A 17,505-nucleotide genomic window follows, 5' to 3' on the forward strand; every position below is an offset into this window, starting at 1 on the left:
AGGCAAAGTTGAGGGTTGCAGTGGAATAACAATGAAACTTAACCTTTCACGCCTCCCGCGGTCAGGCCGTTCACCAGCCAGCGCTGGGCCAGCAGGAAGACGACGGTGATCGGGATAGCGGAAAGCACAGCGGCGGCGGCAAAGTCGCCCCACAGGTAGTTTTGCGGGTTGAGGTATTGCTGCATCCCTACCGCCAGGGTGTAGCTGTTCACATCACGCAGCAGCAGTGAAGCGACCGGCACTTCGGTAATGGCGGCGATAAACGACAGAATAAAGACCACCGCCAGAATCGGTACGGAGAGCGGCAGCAGCACCAGGCGGAACGCCTGCCACGGGGTGGCGCCATCCAGCGACGCGGCCTCTTCCAGCGAGTTGTCGATGGTTTCGAAATAGCCCTTGATGGTCCAGACGTGCAGCGCGATCCCGCCGAGGTAGGCGAAAATCACCCCGCCGTGGGTGTTCAGACCGATAAACGGCACGTACTGGCCGAGACGGTCAAACAAGGCGTACAAGGCCACCAGGGACAGGACCGCCGGGAACATCTGGAAAATCAGCATCCCTTTCAGCAGCGTCGCTTTCCCTTTGAAGCGCATACGGGCAAAGGCGTAGGCGCAGGTGGTGGAGAGCGTCACGATACCGATCGCGGTGATGGTGGCGACTTTCACCGAGTTCCACAGCCACAGCAACACCGGGAACGGCGGCGGGGTGACGCGGCCATCGGCGTGCTCCACGCTGAAGCCCAGCGCTAGCTTCCAGTGCTCCCAGGAGATTTGCTCCGGGATAAGGCTACCGGTGGCGAAGTTACCCGAACGCAGGGAGATGGCGATAACCATCAGCAGCGGGAACATGATTGCCGCTATAAAAATCAGCAGACCCAGGTGGGTGATCAGTAAACGTAACTTTTGTGATTTGGGTTGGACCATAGCCATTTTCAGTACCCTCCTTAGTCAAACTTCATGCGGGTTGCTTTCAGGTTCACGATTGCCAGCGCGCCCACCAGCAGGAAGATCAGGGTGGCAATCGCTGCCGCCAGGCCGAAGTCCTGACCACCGCCGCCTTCGAAGGCGATACGGTAGGTGTAGCTCACGAGCAGGTCGGTATAACCGGCTGGCGTAGTGGTGCCGAGACGGTCCGGGCCACCGTTGGTCAACAGCTGAATCAGCACGAAGTTGTTAAAGTTAAAGGCGAAGCTGGCAATCATCAGCGGCGTCAGCGGCTTGATCAGCAGCGGGAGCGTAATCTTAAAGAAGTTCTGGAACGGGGTGGCTCCGTCCATGGCCGAGGCTTCATACAGGTCATCCGGGATCGCCTTCAGCAGCCCCATGCACAGGATCATCATGTACGGATAGCCGAGCCAGGTGTTGACGATAACAATCATGGTACGGGCGGTGGTCGGGTCGCTGAACCATGCCGGTTTGATACCAAACAGGCTGCTCAGCATCATGTTGATTTCACCAAAGCTCTGGTTGAACAGACCCTTGAAAATCAGAATCGAAATGAACGACGGTACGGCGTAGGGCAGGATCAGCAGGACGCGGTAAATCGCTTTGCCTTTCAGGGCTTCCCACTGCACCAGGCAGGCCAGCACCATGCCAACGGCCACGGTCAGGATCACGGTCAGTACCGAGAAGACCACGGTCCAGACAAAGATAGCGAAGAACGGTTTCTGGATGCCTTCGTCGGTAAAGACGCGGGTAAAGTTGTCCCAGCCGATGGTGACGGTATAGCCCGGGCTGAGCTTATCATCGCCCCAGGTGCCGTCAGCATTCACGGACTGGTAGAAGCCGATGTCGTTATTCGGGCGGTACTTCACGCCGGTCTGGTTGTTGGTGAGCGTGCTGTCATCGCCCAGCGTGTAGAGCGGGCGGGTACCGGAGAACTGGCGCAGCGAGCTCATGATCACTTTGCTTTCGTCCGGCAGCTCAGCGGTAATCTGGGTCAGCGCCTGACGGTTCTGGGTGATGACGCGCAGGTTGGCGCGTTCCCCTTCCGGCAGGGCATCAGCTTCTTTCAGGGCCAGTTTCTGCTCGCCGCCAAATTTAAAGGCGTCGGAGACGTAATATTTGCCTGCGGCATCGTCGGTCAGCGCCAGCTTCCACTCGTCACCTGCGGGATAGAGACCAAAGTTAAAGGTCTTACCGGCCTGATAGGAACGGTCCATCAGCACCTGCTGGGCGCGCTCTTGCGCGAGCTGATTGGTGCTGCTGTAGTTGGTGAAAGCGATGGCGATGGTGCAAATAAGCGGGAACAGGACAAACAGCCCCATCCCGGCAACGCCTGGATAGACATAGCGCCAGGCATAGGCTTTGCGGTTAGCAAAAATATAGAGGCCGACCGCGCTTAAGATCAGCGTCATGGCGGCAAACAGGTACTCCCCCTGGGCGTACATCAAAACAATAAGGTAACCCACCAGCAAGCCCAGCAGACCAATCACTGACCATTTCAGCGTGTCGCTTTGCCACCAGTGTTTCTTTTTAACGACATCCATGGGGTTCTTCCTCTACAACTGTGAAAACTTATTGTCAGGTGGCGCTCCGCTTACCTGACCTACGGCTCGAACCGTAGTTGTAGGGCGGGTAAGCGAAGCGCCACCCGCCGCTTTTACTTACTTAGTGATACGACCCTGAGCATCTTTCAGCGCAGCATCCACAGTCTGACGACCGCTGGCGGCGTTGATTACCGCGGTACGGGTGGCATACCAGAAGGCAGCCATCTGCGGGATGTTAGGCATGATTTCGCCCTTCTCGGCGTTGCTCATGGTGGCGGCGATGCGTGGATCTTTCGCAAGGGTTTCCTGGAAGGATTTCAGCGCGACGGCGCCCAGCGGTTTATCCTTGTTCACTTCTTCCAGACCCTGATCGGTCAGCAGGTAGTTTTCCAGGAACTCTTTCGCCAGCTCTTTGTTCGGGCTGGCAGCGTTGATACCGGCACTCAGCACGCCAACAAACGGTTTAGACGGCTTGCCATTGAAGGTTGGCAGCACCGCGACGCCGTAGTTGATTTTGCTCTTGTCGATGTTGGACCACGCCCACGGACCGTTGATGGTCATCGCGGTTTCGCCCTTGTTGAAGGCCGCTTCGGCGATGGAGTAGTCGGTGTCCGCGTTCATCTGTTTGTTCTTGATCAGGTCTACCAGGAAGGTCAGACCCGCTTTCGCGCCCGCGTTGTCCACGCCGACGTCTTTCACGTCATATTTGCCGTTTTCAAACTTGAACGCATAACCGCCGTCGGCTGCAATCAGCGGCCAGGTGAAGTACGGCTCTTGCAGGTTGAACATCAGCGCGCTCTTACCTTTCGCCTTCAGCTCTTTATCCAGCGCCGGGATCTCTTCCCAGGTTTTTGGCGGGTTCGGTACGAGGTCTTTGTTGTAGATCAGGGAGAGCGATTCAACCGCAACCGGGTAAGCAATCAGCTTGCCGTTGTAACGCACGGCGTCCCAGGTGAACGGGAACAGCTTGTCCTGGAAGGCTTTATCCGGGGAGATTTCGGCCAGCAAGCCAGACTGAGCGTAGCCGCCGAAACGGTCATGGGCCCAGAAGATAATGTCCGGGCCGTCGCCGGTCGCTGCAACCTGTGGGAATTTCTCTTCCAGTTTATCCGGGTGTTCAACGGTGACTTTAATGCCGGTATCTTTCTCGAATTTTTTACCCACTTCAGCCAGGCCGTTATAGCCTTTGTCGCCGTTAATCCAGATTACCAGCTTACCTTCTTCAATTTTGGCGAGCGCCGGTGCGGAAATCATCATTGCTGCAAGGGCGGACAATGCGAAAACGCGTGCGCCAGTCTTGATATTCATATCTGCCATCCTTTTTGGTGATGTGCTGTGGGTACATTGAGGTGGTTCAACGTCGCTCAGTCTCCTTATTTGACATCCTCTTTCCATCCTCCTGGCCCCTACGCCCCACCCCCGCTTTATGTGATCTGCGTTGCATAAATTTCAGTTATGTGTCCTGGCGCACACAAAAGAGCGATGAATTTTGCCGGTGACATCACGAATTTTGCCTCCGCCCCCGGGGGGCGCTGGCGGAGTCCACTCTCTCATCCTCCCGCCTCCTCCCCCATAAAAAAGGCTGGGGGTGGAGGATTCGCGAAACGCCCCGATACCGCATAGTCAGCCCATATTGAATGTTTCTGTTGATGACAGGCTGTAACGAAGGGAGTAGGGCATGGCGAGCGTAGAACTGCGTAACGTAACGAAAGCCTGGGGTGACGTGGTGGTATCGAAAGATATCAACCTCGATATCCAGGAAGGTGAATTCGTGGTTTTTGTTGGCCCGTCAGGCTGCGGTAAATCTACGCTGCTGCGTATGATTGCCGGTCTCGAAACCATCACCAGCGGCGATCTGATGATTGGCGATACCCGCATGAACGATATTCCGCCTGCGGAGCGCGGTGTCGGGATGGTCTTCCAGTCCTATGCGCTTTATCCCCACCTCTCCGTTGCCGAGAACATGTCGTTCGGCCTCAAGCTAGCGGGCGCCAAAAAAGAGACCATCAACCAGCGCGTGACCCAGGTTGCTGAAGTGTTGCAGCTGGCGCATCTGCTGGACCGTAAGCCGAAGGCCCTGTCCGGTGGTCAGCGCCAGCGCGTGGCGATTGGCCGTACGCTGGTGGCAGAGCCGCGCGTGTTCCTGCTCGATGAGCCGCTGTCGAACCTCGACGCCGCGCTGCGCGTGCAGATGCGTATTGAGATTTCCCGTCTGCACAAGCGTCTTGGCCGCACCATGATTTACGTCACCCACGATCAGGTCGAAGCGATGACCCTCGCCGACAAGATTGTGGTGCTGGATGCCGGTCGCGTGGCGCAGGTGGGTAAACCGCTGGAGCTCTATCACTACCCGGCAGACCGCTTTGTTGCGGGCTTTATTGGCTCGCCAAAGATGAACTTCCTGCCGGTAAAAGTCACCGCCACTGCCATCGATCAGGTTCAGGTTGAGCTGCCGAACCGCCAGCAGGTGTGGCTGCCGGTAGACAGCGTAAACGTCAACGTGGGGGCCAACATGTCCCTCGGGATCCGTCCTGAACATCTGCTGCCAAGTCACATCGCTGATGTGACCCTGGAGGGCGAGGTTCAGGTGGTTGAGCAGTTAGGTCACGAAACACAGATTCATATCCAGATCCCAGCCATTCGTCAGAACCTGGTCTACCGCCAGAACGACGTGGTGTTGGTAAAAGAGGGTGCCACATTCGCTATCGGCTTGCCGCCAGAGCGCTGCCATCTGTTCCGTGAGGATGGCACCGCATGTCGTCGGCTGCATCAAGAGCCCGGCGTTTAAGCAATCCCAATAATAAGCACGAAACCATCAGGTGAAGTGTTCAAAGAAAAGCAATGATCTCAGGAGATAGAATAATGATTACTCTGCGCAAAGTCCCTCTGGCACTCGCCATTGCGGCAGGCATCATGTCTGCCCAGGCCGGCGCTGTAGACTTCAAAGGTTATGCTCGTTCTGGCATTGGCTGGACCGGGAGTGGTGGCGAACAACAGTGTTTCCAGGCAACAGGTGCACAGAGCAAATACCGTCTTGGTAACGAATGTGAAACCTATGCCGAACTGAAACTGGGTCAGGAAGTGTGGAAAGAGGGCGACAAGAGCTTCTACTTCGACACCAACGTAGCCTACTCCGTTGCGCAGCAGAATGACTGGGAAGCGACTGACCCGGCATTCCGTGAAGCAAACGTGCAGGGTAAAAACCTGATCGAATGGCTGCCAGGCTCCACTATCTGGGCCGGTAAGCGCTTCTATCAGCGTCATGACGTTCACATGATCGACTTCTATTACTGGGATATCTCCGGTCCTGGTGCTGGTATCGAAAATATCGATCTGGGCTTCGGTAAGCTGTCTCTGGCAGCCACCCGTTCTCAGGAAGCTGGCGGTTCTTACACCTTCAGCAGCCAGGATATTTATGACACCTCCAAAGATACCGCGAACGACGTCTTCGACGTACGTTTAGCGCAGATGGAAATCAACCCAGGCGGTACCCTGGAGCTGGGTGCTGACTACGGTCGCGCCAACACGACTGACGGTTATGATCTTGCTGATGATGCGTCCAAAGATGGCTGGATGTTCACCGCAGAACATACCCAGAGCATGCTGAAAGGCTTTAACAAATTCGTTGTTCAGTACGCAACTGATGCCATGACCACCCAAGGCAAAGGTATTCCACAAGGTTCCTTCACTGGTGTTAATAAGCCAAGTGGTACACCGGGAACTGCGGATTATGTACCAGGAAGTGTAAATAACGACATCAACAACAACGGTTCCCTGTTCCGCGTAATTGACCACGGTGCAATCTCTCTGGGCGACAGCTGGGATCTGATGTACGTCGGTATGTATCAGGATATCGACCGTGACGACAACAACGGTACTACTTGGTACACCGTGGGTGTACGTCCAATGTACAAATGGACGCCAATCATGAGTACCTTGCTGGAAGTGGGTTACGACAACGTCAAGTCTCAGAAAACTGACGACACCAACAACCAGTACAAAATCACCCTGGCACAACAATGGCAGGCAGGTGACAGCATCTGGTCTCGTCCGGCTATCCGTGTCTTCGCAACCTACGCCAAGTGGGATGAGAAATGGGGTTACAACAATGGTATTGCAGCAAAAGATACCAGCACTACAACTTACAGCCGCGGCGACAACGATGAGTGGTCCTTCGGTGCCCAGATGGAAATCTGGTGGTAATAACGTCGTAATCTGACGTATGACCTGACTGGGGGGCGAAAGCCCCTCAGTTTCTTAAGGACGGCGCGCTATTGCCTGGCTACCGCTGACCTGTGATTTCTGAGGTAATAACAATGAAAATGAAGAAAAGTCTCGTTGCCCTTTGCCTGTCCGCGGGGCTGTTGGTCTGTGCGCCAGTAGTTGCGCTGGCGAATGTGAATTTTGTTCCGCAAAATACCAATACTGCACCGTCCGTACCGAATGCCGTGCTGCAGCAGCTCGTCTGGACACCAGTAGATCAATCGCAGCCGAAGACCACGCAGTTGTCGACAGGCGGCCAGCCGCTGAACGTGCCGGGGATTTCCGGTCCGGTTCTGGCCTATAGCGTACCGGCTAATATCGGTGAAATTACCCTGACGCTCTCCAGCGAAGTTAACAAACAAACCAGTGTCTTTGCGCCGAACGTTCTGATTCTGGATCAGAACATGACACCTTCCGCCTTCTTCCCAAGCGAATATTTCTCTTACCAAGAGCCGGGCGTGATGAGCGCTGACCGTCTGGAAGGGGTGATGCGCCTGACACCTGCTCTGGGACAACAAAAAATTTATGTGCTGGTCTTCACAACTCCGCAAGACCTGCAGAAAACCACCAAACTGCTCGATCCGGCGAAAGCCTATGCCAAAGGCATTGGTAACGCGATCCCGGACATTCCGGATCCAATTGCCCGTCATACCACTGATGGTACAGTGAAGCTGAAAGTCTCCACCAACAGCACCTCCAGCGTGCTGGTCGGTCCGCTGTTTGGCTCCTCCGGCCCTGGCCCGGTCACCGTAGGCAATACCGCGGCACCGGTCTATGCTGCGCCAGCGGTTGCACCTGCTGCGGCTCCGGCTGCTGCGCCAGCCGTTGCCCCGGCCCCGGCGAAGAAGAGCGAGCCGGTACTGACCGATACCGAAGCCTACTTTAATCAGGCCATTAAGCAGGCAGTCGCAAAAGGTGACGTCGACAAAGCGCTGAAACTGCTGGATGAAGCAGAGCGTTTAGGCTCGACCACTGCCCGTTCCACCTTTATCAGCAGTGTAAAAGGCAAGGGGTGACCGTCTCCCCACAATGCTGATTTTGTCAGTAGTTTGGTGCGCCCCTACGGGCGCACTTTTTTTGTGATTGACACCGCTGTTGCATCTCTGTTGCGATAATGTTCGCTAACTCACGTTTGCCCGCCCGCATTACGCGTTTCTGCGATACAATAGCTTTACGTTATGTATCGGAGAGTCTGGCATGTCACACCCCGCGCTAACGCAACTGCGTGCGCTGCGCTATTTTGACGAAATCCCTGCCCTGGAACCGGAGCAGCTCGACTGGCTGCTGCTGGAAGATTCCATGACCAAACGTTTTGAGCAGCAGGGCAAGAACGTCACCGTCACCCTCATTCAGGAGGGATTCGTCACGCCTGACGCGGTGGCGGATGAGTTACCGTTGCTGCCGAAAGAGGCGCGCTACTGGCTGCGGGAGATCCTGCTCTGCGCCGACGGCGAGCCGTGGCTGGCCGGGCGCACGGTGGTGCCAGAATCCACCCTCACCGGGCCGGAGATGGCGCTGCAGCAGATGGGCAAAACCCCGCTGGGACGCTATCTGTTCACCTCCTCCGAGCTGACCCGTGATTTTATTGAAATTGGACGCGATGCCGGATTATGGGGACGCCGTTCCCGCTTGCGCTTAAGCGGCAAACCCTTACTGCTGACCGAGCTGTTTTTACCGGCGTCACCGTTGTACTAAGAGGAAGAGAAAATGGAGAGGAGTCTGACGCAGAACAAGCTGCTGGCGTACCACCGGCTGATGCGAACGGATAAGCCGATCGGTGCGCTGCTGTTGCTGTGGCCGACCCTGTGGGCGCTGTGGGTTGCGACACCCGGGCTGCCGCCGCTGTGGATCCTGGCGGTATTTGTGGCAGGTGTCTGGCTGATGCGAGCCGCGGGTTGTGTGGTTAACGATTATGCCGATCGCAAATTTGACGGCCACGTGAAACGCACCGCGAATCGTCCGCTGCCGAGCGGCGATGTCACGGAGAAAGAGGCGCGGACGCTGTTTGTGGTGCTGATCCTGCTCTCGTTCCTGCTGGTGTTGACCCTCAACACCATGACCATCCTGCTCTCCGTGGCAGCGCTGGCCCTGGCCTGGGTCTACCCGTTTATGAAGCGCTACACCCATCTGCCGCAGGTGGTGCTGGGCGCCGCCTTTGGCTGGTCGATCCCCATGGCCTTTGCCGCCGTCAGCGAAAGCGTGCCGTTGAGCTGCTGGCTGATGTTCCTGGCCAATATCCTCTGGGCGGTGGCCTACGATACCCAGTACGCGATGGTTGACCGCGACGATGATCTGAAGATTGGCGTTAAATCGACGGCCATTCTGTTTGGTCGTCAGGACAAGCTGATCATCGGGATTTTGCAGGTCGCGGTGCTGGCGCTGATGGTGGCAATTGGTTACCTGAATCAATTGAACGGCGCATTTTACGCGGCGGTCGCGGCGGCGGGCGTGCTCTTTATCTACCAGCAAAAGCTCATTGCCAACCGTGAGCGCGAGGCCTGTTTTAAAGCGTTTCTGAACAATAACTACGTTGGTCTGGTGTTGTTTGTCGGGTTAGCGATTAGCTATTGGGCATAAAAAAGCCGGGTGGCGGCTTCGCCTTACCCGGCCTACGATTTGGCAGAATATGCAGGCCGGGTAAGCGTTAGCGCCACCCGGCTTTTTTACGCATTACTCGCCCTGCGTCGCGCTCTCAATCGTTAAGCGCACGTCAGAGGTGATCAGCTCTGCCAGCATCTGGTAAATCTTCATCGTCTCTTCCGGCTCGGCATCACCGCTGTCGCTGATATAACCCTCATCACGCAGCGTCAATACCAGCGAACTGAAGACCGCTTTGTCGAAGAACTCCGGCGCGTTGATGCCGTGCAGCATCGACAGACGCTGGGCCAGGGTACGGCTCTCTTTCTCCAGCGTACCGCGGTTGATCGACGGGTTGGCGCTCAGCAGCCAGAAGGTGATGGCGTAGCGCTGCACGGTCTCGCGCGCACCCGCTGCCAGCAGCTGTAGCGTGCGTGAGCGGGACGGGTTGATCACCAGAACGTCCTCTTTCTGCGTCATCAGCCCCTGGCGGACCAGCTCTTCAGTGTGCTTATCCAGCACCTCTGCCAGCTCGTCGCTGTTCCAGCGCAGGAACAACTCGGCTTTCAGCATCGGGTAGAGGGCAGTGACATGCTCCAGCAGCGCCTGACGGCTGATCTGGCGATGCTGGGTCACGATGGCGGCCATCAGTGACGGCAGCATCAGCATATGCGCGATGTTGTTGCGGTAGTAGGTCATCAGCACCGCCTGCTCGCGCGGCAGAATGATGATATCGCCGATTGTGTCTTTCTCGACCTCGAACTTGTTCATCTGCAATGCGTGATCGATGAGCTCGCTGGCGCTGGCCGTCGGCACCGTGGCATCCGCGGCATAGGGCACGTTGCGCATCAGGTTCAGGTAGCAGTCGATCTGCTCGGTCAACTGCTCGCGGGTGAGCGAGCGCTGGCGCGAAGCAAGCAGGGCGGTACAGCACAGGTTCATGGCGTTCGCCGCCCCGGCGTTGTTAATGCGCACCATCAGATCGGCAGCAATGGCGTTCACCGTCGGCGTCAGCCAGGCCGGACGCACCGCTTCGATCGGATCGATGGACTCACGCCACTCCGGTACACGGTGGTTGAGGTAGGTCATCAGCGGCATCGGCTCGCCGAAGTTAACATACCCCTGGCCGAGGTTGCGCAGCTTGCTCAGACCACGCAGCATCTGCAGCAGGCTCTCTTTCTCTTTGGTGGCGCCGCGCAGCTCTTTGGCGTAGGTCCCCACTTCCATCACGTGCTCGTAACCGATGTAGATCGGCACCAGGGTGATAGGACGCGTACCGCCGCGCAGCATCGCCTGGATGGTCATCGACAGGGTGCCGGTCTTCGGATCGAGAAGACGCCCGGTACGGGAACGGCCACCCTCCACAAAGTACTCGACGGAATAGCCGCGGCTGAACAGCTCGCCCAGATACTCGCGGAAGACGGTGGAGTAGAGCTTGTTGCCTTTGAAGGTACGGCGAATAAAGAACGCACCCAGACGGCGGAAGATCGGCCCTGCCGGCCAGAAGTTGAGGTTAATGCCCGCCGCAATGTGCGGTGGCACCAGCCCCTGGTGATAGAGCACGTACGAGAGCAGCAGGTAGTCCATGTGGCTACGGTGGCAGGGCACGTAGACAATTTCATGGCCGTCATGGGCCAGCTGGCGCACACGCTCGGCGTTGTGCACGTTAATTCCCTGATAGAGACGGTTCCAGGTGAAGCTCAGGATACGGTCGCTGAGGCGGATCATCTCGTAGGAGAAGTTGGCGGCAATCTCTTCCATCAGGGCGATGGCGTTTTGCTGCGCCTTCTCATGGGAGATCTTTTTGCTGCGCGCTTCGTCTTCGACGGCACGGGCAATGGCTTTCGACGCCAGCAGCTTATTGAACAGATCCTGGCGAGCAGGCAGGCGCGGGCCTACCGCAGCCAGACGCTGGCGGGCAAAGTGCATGCGCGCCACGCGGGCCAGCTTCTGGGCGATGGTTTTATCTGTGCCGTGCTCATCGGCCATGCGGCGCAGGGAGACGGACGGTGAAAAACGGACGAAGCTGTCGCGGCCCAGCCAGTTTACGGCAAAAAACTTCTGCACCCCGTTGAGCATGCGCAACGGCGGGTTCTCTTCGCCTTTATCGCGCCCCGGACGACGGCCAAACATCACCGATACCGGCACCATCTGCACATCCAGCAGCGGGTTGCTGCGGTGCAGGTCGAGGTAATCATGGAACAGCTTAATGGACTCTTCTTTCGGCGTGTACCAGGTGAATACGCGAGGTCCGCCGTGGATAAAGATGTAGCGTGGCAGTTGGGTGCCGTCGATCTCCAGCGGCTCCAGCGGATCCGGGAGATCGTGCGCCAGGCACTGGGCGCGCAGCGTCAGCAAGTCGGCCTTCGAGTTATAAGGCAAAACGTACATAATAGGACGCGAGGTATCGAGTCCCAATTCCAGCGTGGGAACCGCCGGAATAGACTTGCTTTTTACCAGGACGCTTAATGGTAAATTAAGTAATTTGTAGTAAATTCGTGGCCAGCCAGACATAAACGATGTAAAGCCTCTGGTTAAAAATGCAATTGCGGCGCAAGGATAACAGAAAGCGCGCAAAATTTCTGTTGTTACCCGTCATACTTCCGGCGGCAGCGCAGTGCGCTTAAGCCACCGTTTCTGACGCTATTTTCGAAGAAAGGTTTCTTTTAATGGCCAACAATACCACTGGGTTAACCCGAATCATTAAAGCTGCCGGCTATTCCTGGAAAGGCATTCGTGCTGCCTGGATCAATGAAGCCGCTTTTCGCCAGGAGGGGGTAGCAGTCATCGCGGCGATTATTATTGCCTGCTGGCTGGATGTTGATCCCATCACCCGTGTACTCCTGATTGGATCGGTAATGTTGGTGATGATAGTCGAAATTCTGAACAGTGCGATCGAGGCGGTGGTCGACCGCATTGGTAGCGACTTCCATGAGCTTTCGGGCCGGGCAAAAGATATGGGCTCTGCCGCTGTGCTGATGGCGATTATCGTTGCCCTGTTTACCTGGGTCACGCTGCTTTGGGAACATTTGCGATAAGCCTTCAGAAACCGAACAAGTCTCTGGTTTTTTATGCGGTTTGTGGTTCCAAAATCGCCTTTAGCTGTATATACTCACAGCATAACTGTATATACACCCAGGGGGCGGAATGAAAGCGTTAACGACCAGGCAGCAAGAGGTGTTTGATCTCATTCGGGATCATATCGGCCAGACGGGTATGCCGCCGACGCGTGCAGAAATCGCGCAGCGTCTGGGCTTCCGTTCTCCAAACGCCGCTGAAGAGCACCTGAAAGCCCTGGCGCGTAAGGGTGTGCTTGAGATTGTCTCCGGCGCGTCTCGTGGTATTCGTCTGCTGGTTGAAGCAGAAGAGGGCCTTCCGCTTGTCGGTCGTGTTGCCGCCGGGGAACCGCTGCTGGCGCAACAGCATATTGAAGGCCACTATCAGGTCGATCCGGGCATGTTCAAACCGAGCGCGGACTTCTTGCTGCGCGTCAGCGGGATGTCCATGAAGGATATCGGCATTCTCGACGGCGATCTGCTGGCGGTACATAAAACGCAGGATGTGCGCAACGGCCAGGTCGTTGTGGCGCGCATAGATGACGAAGTGACCGTTAAACGCCTGAAGAAACAGGGCAACACGGTACAGCTGCTGCCGGAAAACAGCGAGTTTTCCCCGATTGTTGTCGATCTGCGTGAACATAACTTTTCTATCGAAGGGCTGGCGGTAGGCGTCATCCGCAACGGCGAATGGTTATAACCTCTTTCTGACAGACTGCGGCAACCCCGCAGTCTGCTTTTCTTTTTTCTGCCGGTCATACACATGTCTCTGCTGACTGCTTCAGACAAGGCGTTGTGGCGTCTTGCCCTCCCGATGATCGTCTCCAATATCAGCGTCCCGCTGCTGGGGCTGGTGGATACCGCCGTTATCGGCCATCTCGACTCTCCGGTCTATCTGGGCGGTGTCGCCATCGGCGCCACGGCAACCAGTTTCCTGTTTATGCTGCTGCTCTTTTTGCGTATGAGCACCACCGGACTCACCGCTCAGGCCTATGGCGCGAAAGATCCGCTGCGTCTGGCCCGGGCGCTGGTGCAACCGCTGATCCTCGCGCTCGGCGCCGGGTTACTGATTGTGCTGCTGCGCACCCCGCTTATCGATCTGGCGCTGCATATCGTGGGCGGCAGTGAGGATGTCCTGCATCAGGCGCGGCGCTTCCTCGAGATCCGCTGGCTCAGCGCCCCGGCATCGCTGGCTAACCTGGTGCTGCTCGGCTGGCTGCTGGGGGTGCAGTATGCCCGGGCGCCGGTGATCCTGCTGGTGGTGGGTAACTTGCTCAATATCGTGCTGGATCTGTGGCTGGTGATCGGGCTGAAAATGAACGTGCAGGGGGCCGCTCTCGCGACCGCTGTCGCCGAATACGCCACCCTGTTGCTTGGCTTGTGGATGGTCTGGCGGGTGCTGGCTCTGCGCGGCATTTCCCTGGCGCTGCTGAAAGCGAGCTGGCGGGGCAATATCCGCAAGCTGCTGGCCCTGAACCGGGACATTATGCTGCGCTCGCTGCTGCTGCAACTCTGTTTCGGCGCGCTGACGGTGCTGGGCGCGCGTTTGGGGCCCGAGATTATCGCCGTTAACGCCGTGCTGATGACGCTACTCACCTTTACCGCCTACGCGCTGGATGGTTTTGCCTACGCGGTTGAGGCGCACTCCGGGCAGGCCTATGGCGCCCGGGAAAGCGGCCAGCTGCGTGAAGTATGGCGGGCAGCCTGCCGTCAGTCTGGCATGGTGGCGCTGGCCTTCGCGCTTGTCTATGCCCTGGCGGGCAACCCGATCGTGGCGCTGCTGACTTCGCTGCCAGAGCTGCGCGCGCTGGCGAGCCATTATCTTGTCTGGCAGGTGATTTTGCCGGTGGTGGGGGTCTGGTGCTATTTGCTCGACGGCATGTTTATCGGCGCAACCCGTGGCGCAGAGATGCGCAACAGTATGGCCGTCGCGGCCGCCGGGTTTGGTCTGACGCTGTTCACCTTGCCCTGGTTGGGTAATCACGGCCTGTGGCTGGCCCTGAGCGTGTTCCTGGCCCTGCGGGGGCTCTCTCTGGGCTGGATCTGGCACCGGCACTGGCGCAACGGCACCTGGTTTCAATAACGGCTTCACCTCACTGAATGGTAAAAGATTCCGAATAACAAACCCAACGCCGCACGCTTATCTATAATTATTATCACGTCCAGCACGAAATCTATTTCAGGACGAACTTATCCTTAACGACCGAGCGAAGAGGAATCGATGATGAATAAAGACCAAGTCGGCGGTAACTGGAAACAGATCAAAGGTAAAGTAAAAGAACAGTGGGGCGACCTGACTGACGATGACATGACCGTTATCGAAGGTAAACGTGACCAGCTGGTGGGGAAAATTCAGGAACGCTATGGTTATGAGAAAGACCAGGCGGAGAAAGAAGTTGGTGACTGGGAAACCCGTAACAACTATCGCTGGTAATTCAGCGCTACCCGCAGGTACACGGATGTACGCCCAGGGCGACCCTCAGGTCGCCCCTTTTTTTGTGCTCAGCGCGGCTTCTTTTTCAGCTGGATAGAGTGGTCATGCTGGCAATTTTCCTGATGGCGGCAGGCCTCGACTTCCACGCAGTTGCGGCACAGGCCGTGCGCTTCAATCACATTGTGACGCAGGGCAAATCCCATTTTCGCCGCCAGAGTATGCATGATGTCTTCTACCCCTTCCGCGCCTTCTTCCTTCACGCTGCCGCAGCGATCGCAGATAAACATCGCTGAGGTATGGGTAGGCTGATCGAACAGGTGGCACAGCACATAGCTGTTGGTCGATTCCACTTTATGCACAAAACCCTGCTCAAGCAGAAAATCGAGCGCCCGGTATACGGTAGGGGGCTTCGCCTGCGGCTCGCTTTCGCGCAGCAGATCGAGCAGGTCGTAAGCGCTGATGGCCCCATTTTGCAGGCTCAGCAGGCGCAACACTTCAAGGCGCTGCGGAGTCAGGCGCACATTGCGTTGCGCACAGAGCTTTTCGGCTTGCGCTAACAGTGCCTGCATTGTGGTCGTTTCCATTTTGCACCTCGAGTAACGTGGAATAACAAACCGCCAGTTTACCATGTTCTGGCCTAAACGCCGAGATCCAGCAGGTGTGCTACCCTGACGAAAAACCACTGGGGAGCAAAAGATGAAAAGACCGGACTGTATTCGACACTGGCGTGAGGTAGAAGGCGCCGACGACTCTACCTATCCCGACAGCACAGAGCGTTTCTCTATTGGCGCGCCCCTGGCTCGTGCGCTTGGTTTAGGCCGCCTCGGTATTCACCATGAACGCCTGCCGCCTGGGCGTCGTACCTCTTATCCACATGCCGAAAGCGATGAAGAGGAATTTATCTATGTGCTGGAGGGCTATCCCGAAGCCTGGATCAACGGGTATTTATGGAAGCTGGAGCCGGGAGACAGCGTAGGATTTCCGGCCGGGACGGGGGTTTGCCACACCTTTATTAATAACACCACTGAAGAAGTGCGGTTATTAGTGGTGGGCGAAGCCAATAAAAAATATAACCGAATTTATTATCCGCTAAATGCAGTATATGCCGCCACCCGTGAAGATCGCTGGATCGATCACCCGCCACAATTTTTTGGTCCGCATGATGGAAAACCCGGGCGAAAATAAATTCTTGTTCTATACCTATTTAAAGCCATAAGGAAATCAATAGCTTATCTAATACTAAAGTTTAAGACATATTTAGCTTCTAATACTTTTTTCACGGAGGACGTATTTCCCTGCGCGGCGTATAGCCGCCGGGGTTAATTTACCCAAAATAAGTCAGGTGTCCTGTGAAAATAAAACTCAAACTTTCTGTGGCTGGAATTGCCACCGGTATTCTTTTGTCTCATCAGGCTGGAGCCGCAAATACCTGGACGGAAGCACGCGGCGATGCAATGGGCGGAACAGGCGTTGCATCGGCCCATTATGGCAGCGGGGTATTCATTAACCCGGCGCTGTTGGCAAAATCAAAAGAGGAGGATGATGTCGCCATCATTTTTCCCTCCGTGGGAGCGCAAATTAGCGATAAAGACAATTTGCAGGATAAGATCGATGAAATCAGCGATGAGATCACCGACGATCGGCAGATGATCGACGATCTGACCGTGGCGCAGATCGCCGCCGATCCGCAAGGCACGCTCAGTGAGCTGCAGAGAGCCGCCGGCAACCTTGCCGATCAGCTGGAATTTCTTGATGGCAAAACGGCGCATGCCAACGCCGGCGGTGGGATAGCCGTGAGCATCCCGGGTTCCGGCCTGTCACTGGCGTTTGTCGCCAAAGCTAATGCCCATGCCCGCGTCAGCTCAGAAATCGATCCTCAGGACATCGATTTTTTACGCCGATTGCAGGGTAGCCCAGGAATGACCAACCAGATGGCGCTGAGCGCGGCGCGCAACGGCAGCGACGTGATTACCCGCAATCTTAACTCTGTTGCCATGGGCAGAGGGGCCATCGTCTCCGACTATGGCGTGGCGATTGCCCGTCAGTTTACGGTAAGCGGCCTGCCGGTTTCGGTGGGCGTCACGCCGAAATTACAGCAAACCTGGCTCTATAACTACACCACCTCCATTTATACCTACGACAGCGGCGACTTTAACAGCAGCCGCTACCGTAACGACGATACCAGTTTTAACGTTGATGTCGGCGTCGCGGTGGACTTTGGTGAGAACTGGTCGGTGGGCCTGAGCGGGCAGAACCTCTTATCACGTGATATTGATACCAACGACATCCGCATTCTCAACGGGCGTACCGGGCAAGTAGTGAGCTATCAGGACACATACCAGATCCGCCCGCTGGTCACGGCAGGTGTGGCCTGGCATACCGGCCTGCTTACCCTCAGCGCCGATGGCGATCTGACCGAAACCCGCGGCTTTAAGAGCGAAGAAGACGCGCAGTATGTCGGCGTGGGGGCAGAAGTGACCCCCCTGAGCTGGCTGGCGGTGCGCGCAGGCTTTCGCCGTGATGTGAGGGGCAACGACAGCAATGTCTTCACGGGCGGGTTAGGCTTTGCGCCGTTTAATACCGTGCATATCGATTTGACCGGTATTTACGGGGAAGATGAAACCTGGGGGGCCGGGGCCCAGTTGAGCCTGACCTTCTGAAGGCATCCGGAGGCGCTCGGCCTCCGG

16 protein-coding genes are annotated in these 17,505 nt (G+C 56.7%); 11 read left to right on the forward strand and 5 right to left on the reverse strand.

Features of this window, described 5'->3' with window-relative positions; all coding sequences use genetic code 11:
- Positions 1–38: 38 nt before the first annotated feature.
- The 3 genes from malG to malE form a co-directional block, all read right to left on the reverse strand.
- Entirely contained in the window at positions 39–929 is an 891-nt protein-coding gene (malG, locus tag FHC51_RS07025) for a maltose ABC transporter permease MalG (protein ID WP_032615951.1), read from the reverse strand.
- 14 nt (positions 930–943) lie between these two features.
- A complete protein-coding gene (malF, locus tag FHC51_RS07030) occupies positions 944–2,488 on the reverse strand; it encodes a maltose ABC transporter permease MalF (protein WP_220435186.1) in 1,545 nt (514 codons plus the stop codon).
- A gap of 117 nt (positions 2,489–2,605) precedes the next feature.
- Positions 2,606–3,796 (reverse strand): maltose/maltodextrin ABC transporter substrate-binding protein MalE, encoded by a 1,191-nt coding sequence (malE, locus tag FHC51_RS07035; protein ID WP_139157118.1) that lies wholly within the window; start codon positions 3,794–3,796, stop codon positions 2,606–2,608.
- A gap of 370 nt (positions 3,797–4,166) precedes the next feature.
- Between malE and malK the strand changes: the two genes are divergently transcribed.
- From malK to ubiA, 5 genes are all read left to right on the forward strand, one after another.
- Positions 4,167–5,276 (forward strand): maltose/maltodextrin ABC transporter ATP-binding protein MalK, encoded by a 1,110-nt coding sequence (gene malK, locus FHC51_RS07040; protein WP_103825387.1) that lies wholly within the window; start codon positions 4,167–4,169, stop codon positions 5,274–5,276.
- A 71-nt stretch (positions 5,277–5,347) separates the two neighbouring features.
- Entirely contained in the window at positions 5,348–6,691 is a 1,344-nt protein-coding gene (locus FHC51_RS07045; protein ID WP_220436661.1) for a maltoporin, read from the forward strand.
- A 113-nt stretch (positions 6,692–6,804) separates the two neighbouring features.
- Positions 6,805–7,767, forward strand: a complete 963-nt coding sequence (gene malM / locus FHC51_RS07050) for a maltose operon protein MalM (RefSeq protein ID WP_220435187.1) — start codon at positions 6,805–6,807, stop codon at positions 7,765–7,767.
- Positions 7,768–7,948: 181 nt separating this feature from the next.
- Positions 7,949–8,446, forward strand: coding sequence for a chorismate lyase (gene ubiC / locus FHC51_RS07055; RefSeq protein WP_103825389.1), 498 nt, complete (start codon positions 7,949–7,951; stop codon positions 8,444–8,446).
- 12 nt (positions 8,447–8,458) lie between these two features.
- On the forward strand, positions 8,459–9,328 hold the full coding sequence (ubiA, locus tag FHC51_RS07060) for a 4-hydroxybenzoate octaprenyltransferase (protein WP_220435188.1): 870 nt from the start codon (positions 8,459–8,461) through the stop codon (positions 9,326–9,328).
- Positions 9,329–9,421: 93 nt separating this feature from the next.
- Here ubiA and plsB read toward each other — a convergent pair whose 3' ends face one another.
- Entirely contained in the window at positions 9,422–11,842 is a 2,421-nt protein-coding gene (plsB, locus tag FHC51_RS07065) for a glycerol-3-phosphate 1-O-acyltransferase PlsB (protein WP_103825391.1), read from the reverse strand.
- 155 nt (positions 11,843–11,997) lie between these two features.
- Between plsB and FHC51_RS07070 the strand changes: the two genes are divergently transcribed.
- From FHC51_RS07070 to FHC51_RS07085, 4 genes are all read left to right on the forward strand, one after another.
- On the forward strand, positions 11,998–12,366 hold the full coding sequence (locus FHC51_RS07070; protein ID WP_103825392.1) for a diacylglycerol kinase: 369 nt from the start codon (positions 11,998–12,000) through the stop codon (positions 12,364–12,366).
- Between the two features lie 109 nt (positions 12,367–12,475).
- Positions 12,476–13,084 carry a transcriptional repressor LexA gene (lexA, locus tag FHC51_RS07075; protein ID WP_103825393.1) on the forward strand — a complete coding sequence of 203 codons (609 nt, stop codon included), beginning with the start codon at positions 12,476–12,478 and terminating at the stop codon, positions 13,082–13,084.
- A gap of 63 nt (positions 13,085–13,147) precedes the next feature.
- Positions 13,148–14,467, forward strand: coding sequence for an MATE family efflux transporter DinF (gene dinF, locus FHC51_RS07080; protein WP_103825394.1), 1,320 nt, complete (start codon positions 13,148–13,150; stop codon positions 14,465–14,467).
- Positions 14,468–14,608: 141 nt separating this feature from the next.
- Positions 14,609–14,818 carry a CsbD family protein gene (locus tag FHC51_RS07085; RefSeq protein WP_103177846.1) on the forward strand — a complete coding sequence of 70 codons (210 nt, stop codon included), beginning with the start codon at positions 14,609–14,611 and terminating at the stop codon, positions 14,816–14,818.
- Positions 14,819–14,886: 68 nt separating this feature from the next.
- Here FHC51_RS07085 and zur read toward each other — a convergent pair whose 3' ends face one another.
- Entirely contained in the window at positions 14,887–15,402 is a 516-nt protein-coding gene (zur, locus tag FHC51_RS07090) for a zinc uptake transcriptional repressor Zur (protein ID WP_039031935.1), read from the reverse strand.
- A 112-nt stretch (positions 15,403–15,514) separates the two neighbouring features.
- Between zur and FHC51_RS07095 the strand changes: the two genes are divergently transcribed.
- Both FHC51_RS07095 and FHC51_RS07100 read left to right on the forward strand, forming a co-directional pair.
- A complete protein-coding gene (locus tag FHC51_RS07095) occupies positions 15,515–16,003 on the forward strand; it encodes a cupin domain-containing protein (protein WP_220435189.1) in 489 nt (162 codons plus the stop codon).
- A 164-nt stretch (positions 16,004–16,167) separates the two neighbouring features.
- Complete coding sequence (locus FHC51_RS07100; protein ID WP_220435190.1) at positions 16,168–17,478, forward strand: conjugal transfer protein TraF; 1,311 nt, start codon at positions 16,168–16,170, stop codon at positions 17,476–17,478.
- Positions 17,479–17,505 lie beyond the last annotated feature (27 nt).

Origin of the sequence: Leclercia sp. EC_58 (genome assembly GCF_019584355.1) — a bacterium.
In the GTDB taxonomy this organism is placed as follows: domain Bacteria; phylum Pseudomonadota; class Gammaproteobacteria; order Enterobacterales; family Enterobacteriaceae; genus Enterobacter.